This window comes from Pseudonocardia acidicola, from assembly GCF_012911935.1.
GTDB classification, from domain to species: domain Bacteria; phylum Actinomycetota; class Actinomycetes; order Mycobacteriales; family Pseudonocardiaceae; genus Pseudonocardia; species Pseudonocardia acidicola.
Genome location: NZ_JAAXLA010000087.1, coordinates 1 through 12893 on the forward strand (window position 1 = coordinate 1; position 12893 = coordinate 12893).

At 69.4% G+C, this 12893-nt stretch carries 9 protein-coding genes; 5 read left to right on the forward strand and 4 right to left on the reverse strand.

Annotated elements, in window-relative coordinates:
* Positions 1 to 24: 24 nt before the first annotated feature.
* From HF526_RS29980 to HF526_RS29990, 3 genes are all read right to left on the reverse strand, one after another.
* Positions 25 to 636 carry a VC0807 family protein gene (locus HF526_RS29980; protein ID WP_239029330.1) on the reverse strand — a complete coding sequence of 204 codons (612 nt, stop codon included), beginning with the start codon at positions 634 to 636 and terminating at the stop codon, positions 25 to 27.
* 207 nt (positions 637 to 843) lie between these two features.
* On the reverse strand, positions 844 to 1458 hold the full coding sequence (locus HF526_RS29985; RefSeq protein WP_169384953.1) for a nitroreductase family protein: 615 nt from the start codon (positions 1456 to 1458) through the stop codon (positions 844 to 846).
* A 144-nt stretch (positions 1459 to 1602) separates the two neighbouring features.
* The gene (locus HF526_RS29990; protein WP_169384954.1) at positions 1603 to 1854 is read right to left on the reverse strand and encodes a hypothetical protein; all 252 of its coding nucleotides are present in this window, start codon (positions 1852 to 1854) and stop codon (positions 1603 to 1605) included.
* A gap of 207 nt (positions 1855 to 2061) precedes the next feature.
* Here HF526_RS29990 and HF526_RS29995 point away from each other — a divergent pair, with 207 nt between their 5' ends.
* From HF526_RS29995 to HF526_RS30005, 3 genes are all read left to right on the forward strand, one after another.
* Positions 2062 to 2688, forward strand: a complete 627-nt coding sequence (locus HF526_RS29995) for a TetR/AcrR family transcriptional regulator (protein WP_169384969.1) — start codon at positions 2062 to 2064, stop codon at positions 2686 to 2688.
* Positions 2689 to 2690: 2 nt separating this feature from the next.
* Entirely contained in the window at positions 2691 to 4424 is a 1734-nt protein-coding gene (locus tag HF526_RS30000) for an ABC transporter ATP-binding protein (protein WP_169384955.1), read from the forward strand.
* Positions 4425 to 4507: 83 nt separating this feature from the next.
* Positions 4508 to 6448: an ABC transporter ATP-binding protein gene (locus HF526_RS30005; protein ID WP_169384970.1), complete on the forward strand. Its 1941-nt coding sequence runs from the start codon at positions 4508 to 4510 to the stop codon at positions 6446 to 6448.
* Positions 6449 to 6507: 59 nt separating this feature from the next.
* Here HF526_RS30005 and HF526_RS30010 read toward each other — a convergent pair whose 3' ends face one another.
* Positions 6508 to 7377: an aldo/keto reductase family oxidoreductase gene (locus HF526_RS30010; RefSeq protein WP_169384956.1), complete on the reverse strand. Its 870-nt coding sequence runs from the start codon at positions 7375 to 7377 to the stop codon at positions 6508 to 6510.
* Between the two features lie 183 nt (positions 7378 to 7560).
* Between HF526_RS30010 and HF526_RS30015 the strand changes: the two genes are divergently transcribed.
* Positions 7561 to 8451, forward strand: coding sequence for a helix-turn-helix domain-containing protein (locus tag HF526_RS30015; RefSeq protein WP_338051853.1), 891 nt, complete (start codon positions 7561 to 7563; stop codon positions 8449 to 8451).
* Positions 8452 to 10391: 1940 nt separating this feature from the next.
* Positions 10392 to 12884 carry a Pls/PosA family non-ribosomal peptide synthetase gene (locus HF526_RS30020; RefSeq protein ID WP_239029331.1) on the forward strand — a complete coding sequence of 831 codons (2493 nt, stop codon included), beginning with the start codon at positions 10392 to 10394 and terminating at the stop codon, positions 12882 to 12884.
* Positions 12885 to 12893 lie beyond the last annotated feature (9 nt).

The window sequence follows — 12893 nt, forward strand, 5'->3', positions numbered from 1 at the left end:
GGGCAGGGCGGTGCGGGTGTGCTCTCAGCCCGTCGCCGGTTTGCCGATCCGCAGCCGGATTCCCTCGCCGGCCAGCGAGGAGTGGAACCACCACAGCGACAGCCCGATGCCGAGGGCCACCACCGAGTACGAACCCGCCGTCGAGACCATCAGGTAGTCCCCGACGGTCTGGGTGGCCAGCACGGTGAGTGTCGTCGCGCCGTTGACCAGGAACACCACCGCCCACAGCACCGAGACCCGCCGGAAGAAGCGCTTGATCCGCGGATGCCTCGTCACCGCCTCGGGGAAGGCGCAGAAGTCGTCGGCCAGCTTGGCCAGCAGCGGCCGGTCGAGCCCGATGGTGACCAGCAGCATCAGCGCGAAGACGAAGTTCTGCACGGTGGGTTGCAGGAAGTAGAGGAACGCACTTCCGGTGCAGAGCCCGACCACCGTCCGGACGACCAGCAGCAGCGTGCTGATCACCAGGATGGTCGGCAGCGGCCTGCGCGCCACCAGCCGGCGGCCGATCGCCAATGCCGACCAGCCCAGCGCTCCCACCAATCCGGCGTCGAACCCGAGTTGGGTGAACAGCACCCAGAACAGAGCGAGCGGGATGAGCGCCGACTCCAGGAGCGGTCGCGCGGCTTGCCGGAGCATCGATCCGATCGGTGGGAGGTGGATCGTGGTGCGGTGCTCCGCCATCTCGGTGCGCTGCCTCTCCTCGTCGGCTCTGGATGACGCAGTCTACTGAGCCCGATAACGGGGAGATAACGAGTCCTTGGTCCGGATTCGTGCCGCACATGGCCCGAATTCCACCTTCAGCACGGGATGGACGCGGGGGGTGCGACGGGACCCCGGCCCCACTCAGGCCGCCGACCGCCGACGCGGGGCCTCGGCGGGGAGCAGCAACGCCTCGACGGCGTGGCGCGTCCGCGGGGACCGCTCGCGGGCGGCCAGCGGTTCGGGCAGGTCAGCGGTGGCGTCCGCGCGGCCGACGGCGACCACGACGACCGGGGTGAGATCGTCGCCGAGGTCGAACTCCGCACGCACGGCCGCCTCGTCGAACCCGCCCATCTGGTGGGCGGAGAGGCCGTGGGCCTGCGCCTGGGTGACCAGGCACGCCACGGCCTGCCCGGTGTCGTACAGCGCCCACGGCCGGGACCGGCCTGCGTCGTCCACGGTCTGCGCGGCGACGAGCAGCAGGGCGCTCGCGGCGCCGGCCCAGGTCTGGTTGCCCGGAGCGAGGGTCCCGAACAGCCGGGGGAAGGCCTCGTCCCCGCGCCGCGCGACGAGGAACCGCCAGGGCTGGCTGTTGTTCGCCGACGGCGCCCAGCGCGCCGCCTCGAGCAGCGCCTGTTGCTGGGCCTCGTCCAGCTCGTGAGCCGGGTCGAATCCGCGGGCGCTCCACCGCTGGGCCAGCAGCGGGTGCACCGGCACCGAGGTGGAGGCGGCCTTGCCCGTCGTCGTGGTCACCGTCATCGCGTCTTTCCTCCTGCGATCGCCTCCGCCGGCGCAGCGGCACCGTCACGGCCGCGCCGAGCGCGTCGACTCCAACTCAGGTGAACCCTCAACTATTCCGGACTGTGGCATCCGCGACTGAAGCCGAGGCCGGACCGGCGAAGCTCACGGCCACGACTCCTCGTCGCCCGCTCGCACCTCCCAGACCTCGGCCACGGCCCCGTCGTACTCACGGACCTCGAACCGGCCGGTCGGCGTCGCGACCCCGACGGCGTACCGGCCGGGCACCCTGAGCTCCTGGCCGGGGCCCGAGGCGAAGGTGGCGCGGTCGAACCATCGCCCTTCCCAACCCACCGGCAGGAAGCCCTCGGGCAGAGCGGGGCCGGATCGCAGCACGATGTAGTCAGGCTCGTCCACGGCTTCGCTCCGGAGTGTCATGGGCATGCTCGCGACGCGCGGCGACGACGGCATGCTCCCACCGAACCTAGGCCGCCCACGCTCCACCGCGGCACGCGGCCTGCCCAGAGGTGGTCGTCGTCCACCCGCCGCGAAATCCAGTTGTTAGTGAGTCGCCACTCATCTAGGTTTCCGCCCGTGGTTGTCCGGTCCCGGCGCGCAGGCCGGATGCCCCCCGACGAGCGTCGCGCCGCGATTGTCGACGCCACCCTGCCGCTGGTGCTGCAGCACGGGGCCGGGGTGAGCACGCGGCAGATCGCCGAGGCGGCCCACGTGGCCGAGGGCACGATCTTCCGGGTCTTCCCGGACAAGGACGCGTTGATGCACGCGGTCACGGAGAAGGCCTTCGACCCCGGACCGGCGCTGCGCGAGCTGTCCGAGGTGGACCGCGATCAGTCCTTGCGCGACCGCCTCGTCGCCGCGACGCGGATCCTGCAGCGCCGCCTCAGCGGTGTGTTCGGCCTGCTCGACGCGCTGGGACTGAACCGGCCGCCCGGCGGCGCGCGCTGCCGGGCGCAGGCTCCGAGCACGATGAACGACGCGTTCCGGGCGGCGATCGTCGACCTGATCGGCCCGGACGAGCATCGGCTGCGGGTGTCCGCGGCCGAGCTCGCGCACGTCCTGCGGCTGCTCGTCGTCTCCGGAACCCATCCACGGATCACCGACGGGCGCCCGCTGGCGGCCGAGGAGATCGTGGCGGTGCTGCTCGACGGCCTGCGCCGCCCCGGCACACCGGCCGCCCCGTCCGCCCTCCGGCCCACCGGTCGCGAGTCCGTCACGATGATCGAGGACTGATCATGCTCGTCCGCCTGCTACGCGGCCACCTGCGGGCCTACACCCGCCCGCTGCAGTTCGTCGTCGCCCTGCAGCTGATCGGGACGATGGCGTCGCTGTACCTGCCGAGCCTGAACGCCGACATCATCGACCAGGGCATCGCCAAGGGCGACACCGGCTACATCCTCCGGGCCGGGGGCTGGATGCTGCTGGTGACGCTCGTGCAGATCGTCTGCTCGATCGGCGCGGTCTGGTACGGGGCCCGGACGGCGATGGGCTTCGGCCGCGACGTGCGCGCCGCGGTCTTCCACCGGGTGGGCGAGTTCTCCGCCCGCGAGGTCAACCGGTTCGGCGCCCCGTCCCTGATCACCCGCAACACCAACGACGTACAGCAGGTGCAGATGCTCGTGCTGCTGTCGTGCACGATGATGGTCACCGCGCCGATCATGTGCATCGGCGGGGTGATCATGGCACTCCGCGAGGACGTCGGGCTGTCCTGGCTGATGGTCGTCGCCGTGCCCGTGCTGGTCCTCGCGATCGGCGTGGTGATCGTTCGGATGGTGCCGAAGTTCCGCGCCATGCAGACCCGGATCGACGGGGTCAACCGGATCCTGCGCGAGCAGATCACCGGCATCCGGGTGGTGCGCGCCTTCGTACGGGAACCGCAGGAGACCGAACGCTTCGGCACCGCGAACAGCGAGCTGACCGCCCTCGCGGTGAGCGCCGGACGGCTGCAGGCGCTGATCTTCCCGATCGTGATGCTGGTGCTCAATGTCTCCAGTGTGGCCGTGCTGTGGTTCGGCGCGGGCCGGGTCGAGGCCGGACAGATGCAGGTCGGGGCGCTCACGGCGTTCCTGGCCTATCTGCTGCAGATCCTGATGGCGGTCATGATGGCCACCTTCATGGCGATCATGATCCCGCGGGCGGCGGTGTGTGCGGAAAGGATCATCGAGGTGCTCGACACCGAGTCCTCCGTGGCGCCACCGTCCCGCCCCGTCACACCGCCGCGGGCCGATGGACAGCTGGTGTTCGACCGGGTGAGCTTGCGGTACCCCGGGGCGGCCGCGCCGGTGCTGCGCGAGGTCTCGCTGACCGCTTCCCCCGGCAGGACCACCGCGATCATCGGCAGCACCGGCGCCGGTAAGACCACGCTGCTGTCGATGGTGGCCCGGCTGTTCGACGCCACCGAAGGCACGATCTCGGTGGACGGCGTCGACGTGCGCGACCTGGAGCCGGAGGTGCTGTGGCGGCGGATCGGGCTGGTCCCACAGCGGCCGTACCTGTTCTCCGGGACGGTGGCCGGCAACCTGCGCCACGGCAATCCGGACGCGACCGACGACGAGCTCTGGGCCGCGCTCGAGATCGCCCAGGCCAAGGGCTTCGTGCAGGCCATGCCCGAGGGACTCGACGCGCCCGTCGCCCAGGGCGGCACCAACGTCTCGGGCGGGCAGCGCCAACGGCTCGCGATCGCGCGGGCCCTGGTCCGCCGACCGGAGATCTACCTGTTCGACGACTCGTTCTCGGCGCTGGACCTGACGACGGACGCGCGGCTGCGAGCCGCGCTGCGTCCGGTCACCGCCTCGGCGACCGTGGTGATCGTCGCCCAACGCGTGTCGACCATCGTCGACGCGGACCAGATCGTGGTGCTCGAGGACGGGGCCGTGGTCGGGATCGGCCGGCACGACGACCTGCTCGAGTCCTGCCCGACCTACGTCGAGATCGTCGAGTCCCAGCTCAGTGCGGAGGCCGTGGCGTGAGCAGTGACATCAGCCAGCAGCGCACGACCAGCCCGGCCGCGAAGTCCCGTCAGGACACCGAGACCGGACGGGCCGCCCGTGGGATGGCGGCCGCGCGGCGGCAGGGCGGCGGTGGGCACTGGGGCGCCGCCGGGATGCCGGCGGAGAAGGCGTTGAACTTCGGCCCGTCCGCCCGCAGGCTCGCCGGCCGGCTCGCCCCGGAGCGGCTCGGCGTCATCGCCGTGCTGGTCCTCGGGGTGATCAGCGTGACGCTCAACGTGATCGGGCCGAAGATCCTCGGCACCGCCACCGACCTCATCTTCGCCGGCGTGATCGGCAAGCAGCTCCCGCCGGGAGTCAGCGCGGAGCAGGCCGCCGCCGCGGCGCGCGCGGCCGGCAACGACACCACCGCCAACGTGATCCTCGGGCAGAACGTCGTGCCGGGGGTGGGCATCGACTTCGCGGCGCTGAGCAGGGTCCTGCTCGGCGTGATCGTCATCTACCTCGGGGCCGCGGTCTTCGGCTACCTCCAGGGCTACCTGCTCAACGGCATCGTCCAGCGCACCGTCTACACCCTGCGCCGCGACGTCGAGGACAAGCTGAACCGGCTGCCGCTGCGCTATTTCGACGGACAGCAGCGGGGCGAGGTGCTCAGCCGGGTCACCAACGACATCGACAACGTCTCGCAGAGCCTGCAGCAGACGATGAGCCAGCTGCTGACCTCGCTGCTCACCGTCGTCGGCGTGCTCCTGATGATGTTCCTGGTCTCGCCGCTGCTCTCGGTGATCGCGTTGGTGACGATCCCGCTGTCGCTGCTGGTCACCAGGGCCATCGCCAAGCGCTCGCAGAAGCAGTTCGTGGCGCAGTGGCGGCACACCGGCGCGCTGAACGGTCAGATCGAGGAGGCGTTCACCGGGCACGAGCTGGTGCGCGTGTTCGGCCGCCGCGAACAGGTCGAGGCCGCGTTCACCGCGAAGAACGAGGAGCTGTTCGAGGCCGGCTTCCGGGCCCAGTTCATCTCCGGGATCATCATGCCGTCGATGATGTTCATCGGGAACCTGAACTACGTCGCGGTGGCCGTGATCGGCGGGCTGCGCGTCGCGTCGGGGTCGATGAGCCTCGGGGACGTGCAGGCCTTCATCCAGTACTCACGGCAGTTCACCCAGCCGCTGACCCAGGCCGCGTCGATGGCCAACCTGCTGCAGTCCGGCGTGGCGTCCGCGGAGCGCGTCTTCGAACTGCTGGACGCACCCGAACAGACCCCCGATCCGGACGTCCCTGCGGTGCGCACCGAGCGCCGGGGCCGGGTGGCCTTCGAGCACGTCGCGTTCCGCTACCTGCCGGACGCCCCGTTGATCGAAGACCTGTCGCTGACCGTCGAGCCCGGCCAGACGGTCGCCATCGTCGGCCCCACCGGGGCGGGCAAGACGACACTGGTGAACCTGATCCTGCGCTTCTACGAGCTCGACTCCGGACGCATCACGCTCGACGGCGTGGACATCGCCGCGATGACCCGGGCCGACCTGCGCTCCGGCATCGGAATGGTGCTGCAGGACGCATGGCTGTTCGGCGGCACGATCCGGGACAACATCGCCTACGGGAATCCGTCGGCGAGCGAGGAACAACTGCTCGCGGCCGCGCGGGCGACCTACGTGGACCGGTTCGTGCGCAGCCTGCCCGACGGCTACGACACCGTGATCGACGAGGAGGGCAGCAATGTCAGCGCGGGCGAGAAGCAGCTGATCACGATCGCCCGCGCGTTCCTCTCCGACCCGTCCCTGCTGATCCTCGACGAGGCCACCAGCTCGGTCGACACCCGCACCGAGGTGCTGGTGCAGCGGGCGATGGCAGCCCTGCGCTCGGACCGGACCAGCTTCGTGATCGCGCACCGGCTCTCCACGATCCGGGACGCGAACCTCATCCTGGTGATGGACTCCGGCCGCATCGTCGAGCAGGGCACGCACGACGAGTTGCTCGCCGCCCGCGGGGCGTACTACGCGCTGTACAACGCCCAGTTCGCCGCCGCGGCGGCGACGCCGGAGTAGCGGACGGATCGACGGGGCGGGGCCCGGCCTCGGTGTAGTGGGTGACGTTGCGGTCGGGCTCATGAGGCAATGCTGTTCAGCTCGATCAGCGCGTCCTCGGGAAGGGCCAGCGCAGCACCGGTGACGTTGTCCCGCAGATGCGCGACGGATGAGGTACCCGGAATGAGCAGAATGTTCGGCGAGCGCTGCAGCAGCCACGCCAGCGCGACGGCCATCGGTGTGGCGTCGAGACGGGTGGCGACCGCTGTCAGCTCGTCGGACTGCAGCGGGGAGAAGCCCCCGAGCGGGAAGTAGGGCACGTAGGCGATGCCCTGTGCCGCGAGCGAATCGATCAGGTCGTCGTCGACCCGGTGGGCGAGGTTGTAGAAGTTCTGCACGCACACGATCGGCGCGATGGACTGTGCCTCGGCGATCTGCTCGGCGGTCACGGTGCTGAGACCCAGGTGCGTGACCAGTCCTTCCTGCTGCAGTTGCGCGAGCACGGTGAACGGTTCGGCTATCGAGCCGGGAGTGGGGCTGTCGAACCCGCCGACGCGCAGGTTGACGACGTCGAGTGCATCCAGTCCGAGGTTGGACAGGTTGTCGTACACGGCCTGGCGCAGCTGCTCAGGTGCGAGCGCCTGCGGCCAGCCGCCGTCGGCGTCTCGCAACGATCCGACCTTGGTCACGATGTGCAGCTCGTCCGGGTAGGGGTGCAGGGCCTCCTTGATGATCTGGTTGGTGACGTGCGGGCCGTAGAAGTCGCTGGTGTCGATGTGGGTGATGCCCAGCTGCACGGCCTCGCGCAGCACGGCCACCGCAGCGTCGCGGTCGGCGGGTGGGCCGAACACGTGCGGGCCGGCCAACTGCATCGCGCCGTATCCCATCCGGGTGACCGTCAGATCCTCGGCCGGCGTGAATGTTCCGCCGGGGAGTGTGGTCGATGCCATCGAGCGCTCTTCCTCCTCGTTGTCGCACCTCCACGGGCGTCCGGCCGATGCGGCCCACCCGCGACGGCGTCAGCACGTGATGCCCCCACACTCCGCCGCGCGGCGCGAAACCGGCAGAGCCCCGACGATCCTGGGAGTGGCAGGGACAGGCAGCGCACGATCCACGTGGTTACCGTGATCGACGTGAGCGAGAGCAACATGCTCGGTGACTACCTACGTGCGCGCCGCGAGCGCATCCGGCCCGAGAGCGTCGGCCTGCCCGTCAACGGGGTGCGACGTGTCGCCGGGCTACGGCGCGAAGAGGTCGCCATGCTCGCCGGTATCAGCTCCGACTACTACCTGCGGCTCGAGCAGGGCCGCGACCGCAACCCCTCGATCCAGGTCCTGGAGGCCCTTGCCCGTGTCCTGCGCCTTGACCATGCGGCCACCGACTACCTACTGAGCCTGGCCACGCCACGGCCCCGTCACCGGCGACGCCGTCCCAGGCGCGAGACCGTTCCGACCGGTATCCGGCAATTGCTCGGCATCGTGGGCCTACCGGCCTTCGTCGAGGGCCGGTACTTCGACGTCCTCGCCGCCAACAGCCTCGCCCGCGCCTTGTCGCCCAACCTGCAGGTCGGCCAGAACCGGCTCCGCGCGGTGTTCCTCGACCCGGCCGAGAAGGCGCTGTACCCGGATTGGGACCACGCCACTGCCCGGCTGGTCGCCGGCTTCCGCGAGTCCGTCGGTACCGATGCCGACGACCCACGTTTCGTCCAGCTCGTCGGCGAACTGTCGCTGTCCAGCGAACGATTCCGGCGGCTCTGGGCGCGGCACGACGTTCAATCTCGCGAGGGGATGCCGACCCGCATCCACCACCCCCAGGTCGGGGACCTCACTCTCAGCCGCGAGAAACTCGCCATCGGCGGTGCCGAGGGTCAACTGCTCGTTGTCTACCACGCCCAATCCGGCACGAGCAGCGCTGAAAAGCTTGCTCTCCTCACCTCCCTGGCCGGCCCCACCGCTACGGTGGCCCGCGACGCCTTCCCGGAGTACCCGGCCGTGCCGGGACCTGACAGTTCCCGATACGCCTAGATCCTCGAGGGACAACCTGGCACGGGCACGCTGCGCGTCGATTCCCCATTGCTCCGGGAGTTTCACGGAGCCGCCCGCTGCACATTCTCCTGGCCCGTGTCCGGGAGGTTCTCCCCCGGTAACTCGGGCACGCTCACCGCGATGCGCGCTCCCCTCGGGAGCAGGGCATGGGACCGTCCGATCACGGACACCAGCCGACGCCACCGGACACGGTTCACACACCCCGGCCCGGCTGGGCGATGGGATATCCGCGAGCTTTCGAAAAACACATTCGGGCGGCCATCACCATGTCGCACAACACTTTCGGCGCAAACCACATCACCTCGACAGCATGGCGGCGTTCGCGGGCACCTGCCTCGCCGGACACGACCCTCCCCGACGGGCATCTCGTGGTGGCCGATACGCCGTGCTGCTTCGACCCCGTGTATGGACAGTGCTGGACCTCTAGCTCTGCGGCGCAGGCGCGCCCGTGCGTTCGACCGGTTCGTGGATCCCCTCGGGCCAGCAGATCAGGCAAGCTCGCTTGCCGTCCGGCTCGGTCGAGCCGAGGATCGCCCGTCCGCAGCCGGTGCGTTCAGCGCCCCGCGCCGACAGCACGACCCCGTGCACCCGACTACCGGACGCTGTCAGAACGAAGCGGCCTGGCTCGCAGCGGGCGTGCCGATTCCGTCGAACAGTCACTGCAGTGCACCTCTCCGGGTCGCGTCTCGGGACGCAGGCCTGAGACGCCTGGCTGGGTGCCCCCGTGTGAGCGGTGACGCGCGAACGCACTTCCGGCCACCGCGGTCAGTGGGTAGCACCGTCGTGTGACGTCGGGTAGTGGCGTCGGGCCGATAGGGACAGTCAGCCTCCCGCAGCAGGCGCGAGTGCTGGGCGTCCTGGCGGAAGTCCCCGGCGATCGAGTGGTCCGCATACCACTGGAGCGTCGAGAAAAAGCTCCTCCTTCCGAGTGGTTGCGGTTCCGCACGGAAACGCTGCCCGACTCTTCCCCGAGTCCTAAGCACGTCGAGCGGCGAGACGGCGAAGCGCGATCACGCGACTGATCGCCCGGGCCGTACGGGTCGCTGAGGTCCATCAGGGAGGTGCCTGATGACATCGCTCGATTGTTCCGCGGTGAGGGCTCCGCTGTACGTCCAGGGTGATCTACCCGGGTCGCGTTCGGCCGGGTTGAGGTCGGCGGTCGAGCAGGTGGGCAGGTCCCGCCACGGGTGGGAGGGCCGCGCTGATGATCACGTCGCCTGCCTGCCCTGAAACGGACTTCGGCGGGATGGTCCGGCCCTCGGCAGGACTTCGCCACCGCCGAGATGGGCCAAGGCCGGACCGTCATCCGGCACGTGCGCCGGCTGGCGCATCCGGGGCGCCTGGACGGGGCCGCCCTCGAGCGCCCGGGCCGCTGCACTCCGTCGTCATGGGCGCCCCGGGCAACCCCGACCGCCACCGCGCCGCCTGGACCGGCGACCGCCACGGACGACGCGCGACCGGCACGAGGACGCGTTACTGGGGCTGTCCCTACTCAACTCAGGGGTTTGGCCGACTGACGCATGTCACGCCTACCACCACGCTGTTCCCGACACGGCGTGTTGGCTGCGCCGGCGTGACAGTGACGGAGGTGGCTTGATGATCAATACGTCCGGTGGAAGTCCGATCGCGCTGCCCGCGATCGACCACGTGCCCGGCTGTGCGGCAACGCGCACGCAGGTCGGTGACGCATGGGACGTCCATAGCGATGGAGGCAACTTCGCGGATGTTCCTTCATTCAGTTCGGCACACGCTCGTCACGTTCCTCTCCGAACATGTCACGACATCGCCGACCTCTGGTTCAAGGAGCTCACGTGGTGAGGAAAACCGTCGAGGCCTTGACAGCCGATCCGGCTGAATTCTCAAACCCCCACGACACGTACACCGACTCGGCGACCGGCACCGAAGGCGTCCTCGCCGAGATGCTGGCTGAGGTCGTGCGCGTCGAGCGGGTGCCGGTCGACAGCAACTTCTTCGACGACCTGGGTGCCGACTCGATGGTGATGGCCAAGTTCTGCGCCCGGGTCAGGAAGCGGGAGGACCTGCCCTCGGTATCGATGAAGGACGTCTACCGGCACCAGACGATCAGGAGCCTGGCCACGGCGCTCGCCGGCGCCCCGGACGCCACCGGGATCACTCCCGTCACGGCCACCTCCGTACAGGTGCCGGCCCCGGCACGGGCCGAGGCGGCGAAGCCGGCCGGCACGCCGCAGTACATCCTCTGCGGAACCCTGCAGCTGCTGTTCTACCTCGGGTACGTCTACCTCGGCGCCGTCGTCCTCACGCGAGGTTACGACTGGATCACCGGCGGCTCGAGTCTGCTCGACTGGTACCTGCGCGCGGTGGCGTTCGGCGCCGCGGCCTTCGCCGGCCTGTGCATCCTGCCGGTCGCGGCGAAGTGGGTCCTCGTGGGCCGGTGGAAGCCCCGGGAGATTCGCATCTGGAGCCTGGGGTATGTCCGGTTCTGGGTCGTCAAGACGCTGATCCGGTCGAACCCGCTGGTCCTGTTCATGAACGGCCGGACCCACGTGAGCGCGAGTTCGCCGCTCTACGTGCTCTACCTGCGGGCGCTGGGCGCGAAGGTGGGCCGGGGCGTCGCCATCTTCTCCCGGACCGTGCCCGTGTGCACCGATCTGCTGACGATCGGCGACGGTGCGGTCGTCCGCAAGGACTCGTCCATCGCCTGCTACCGGGCCCACGCCGGCATGATCCAGACCGGCCCGGTCGCACTCGGGAAGGACGTGATCGTCGGCGAGGCGACGGTGCTCGACATCAACACCTCGATGGGCGACGGTGCTCAGATCGGCCACGCCTCCTCCCTGCACGCCGGGCAGTCCGTGCCCGCCGGTGAGCACTGGCACGGGTCCCCGGCGGAGCGGACCGGGGTGGACTACCGGGTGGTCGGCCCCGCCGCCTGCGGCTCCCTGAGAAGGAGCGCCTACGCCATCGGGCAGCTGCTGACCATGCTGCTCGTGTACCTGCCACTGCTGTTCGGCGGCGTCGATGTCCTGCTCGACAAGAGCCCCTTCAGCGCGATCCTGGACACCGGACCGGCCGCCTTCACGAGGTGGACCTTCTACCGCGACGCGCTGGCCGTCTCCGTCGTGTTCTTCTTCGGCGCGATTCTCCTCGGCCTCCTCTTCGTGGCCATCGTCCCTCGCGTGCTCAACCTCGCCATCAAACCGGACAAGGTCTATCCCCTCTACAGCTTCCGATACTCGCTGCACCGGGCGATCGGGCGGATGACGAACGTTAAGTTCTTCACGCAGCTGTTCGGTGACAGTTCCTACATCGTCCATTACCTGCGTTGGATCGGGTACGACCTGTCCACGCTCGAGCAGACCGGCTCGAACTTCGGCACGGAAGTGATGCACGAGACTCCGTACCACGTCTCCGTGGGTAGCGGGACGATGGTCGCCGACGGGCTCTCGATCATCAACGCTCATTTCTCGAACACGTCCTTCACGGTGTCCCGCGTGTCGATCGGGGCCCACAGCTTCCTCGGGAACCGCATCGCCTACACCTCGCAGAGCAGGACCGGCGAGAACTGTCTGCTCGCGACGAAGGTTCTGGTCCCGGTCGACGGACCGGTCCGGCAAGGAATCGGGCTCCTGGGCTCGCCCAGTTTCGAGATCCCGCGGTCGGTCGACCGCGACACCACGGTCAATCTCCGGAAGAACCCTGCAGAGTTTCGCCGCCGTCTCTCCGCCAAGAACAGGTACAACCTGCGCAGCATGGGCCTGTTCCTGCTGGTTCGCTGGCTTCACTTCCTCGGCATCACGCTGCTGGCCATGGCCGCGGCGGACCTCTACCTCCTGATCGGCACGGAAGCGATCGCCGGGGAGATCGCCGTGTCCATGCTGTTCACGGTGGGCTACTTCTGCCTGATCGAACGCGCCGTGGCGGGATTCCGCGCGCTGCGTCCACAATTCTGCTCGATCTACGACCGCTACTTCTGGTGGCACGAACGCTACTGGAAACTCGTGATCCCGGAGTTCGACAAGGCGTTCAGCGGCACGCCGTTCAAGAACGTCATCTCGCGGCTGTTGGGTGCCAGGATCGGCCGACGGGTCTTCGACGACGGCTGCTTCTTCCCGGAGCGCACCCTGGCGACCGTCGGTGACGACTGCACGCTCAACGCGGAAACCGTGATCCAGTGTCACTCGCAGGAGGACGGCGCCTTCAAATCCGACCGCATCACGATCGGTGCCGGCTCCACCCTCGGTACCGGTGCCTTCGTGCACTACGGCGTGACGGTGGGCGACGGGGCGGTGCTCGGCCCTGCCTGCTTCGTGATGAAGGGCGAGGAAGTCCCCCCGCACGCGCGGTGGGGCGGAAACCCGGCCAGGGACGACCGAGTCGACCACGACCACGACCACAGCGTCGTCGTGAGCAACAGCGCGCGGCAGCGGTGAACGAAGGGA

Bases quoted from the DNA above. Each gene is read 5' to 3' on its own strand.
- HF526_RS29995 (WP_169384969.1), top strand. From the start codon at position 2,062: ATGCCCCCCGACGAGCGTCGCGCCGCGATTGTCGACGCCACCCTGCCG.
- HF526_RS30000 (WP_169384955.1), top strand. From the start codon at position 2,691: ATGCTCGTCCGCCTGCTACGCGGCCACCTGCGGGCCTACACCCGCCCG.
- HF526_RS29985 (WP_169384953.1), bottom strand. From the start codon at position 1,458: ATGACGGTGACCACGACGACGGGCAAGGCCGCCTCCACCTCGGTGCCG.
- HF526_RS29980 (WP_239029330.1), bottom strand. From the start codon at position 636: ATGCTCCGGCAAGCCGCGCGACCGCTCCTGGAGTCGGCGCTCATCCCG.
- HF526_RS30020 (WP_239029331.1), top strand. From the start codon at position 10,392: ATGCTGGCTGAGGTCGTGCGCGTCGAGCGGGTGCCGGTCGACAGCAAC.
- HF526_RS30010 (WP_169384956.1), bottom strand. From the start codon at position 7,377: ATGGCATCGACCACACTCCCCGGCGGAACATTCACGCCGGCCGAGGAT.
- HF526_RS30005 (WP_169384970.1), top strand. From the start codon at position 4,508: ATGGCGGCCGCGCGGCGGCAGGGCGGCGGTGGGCACTGGGGCGCCGCC.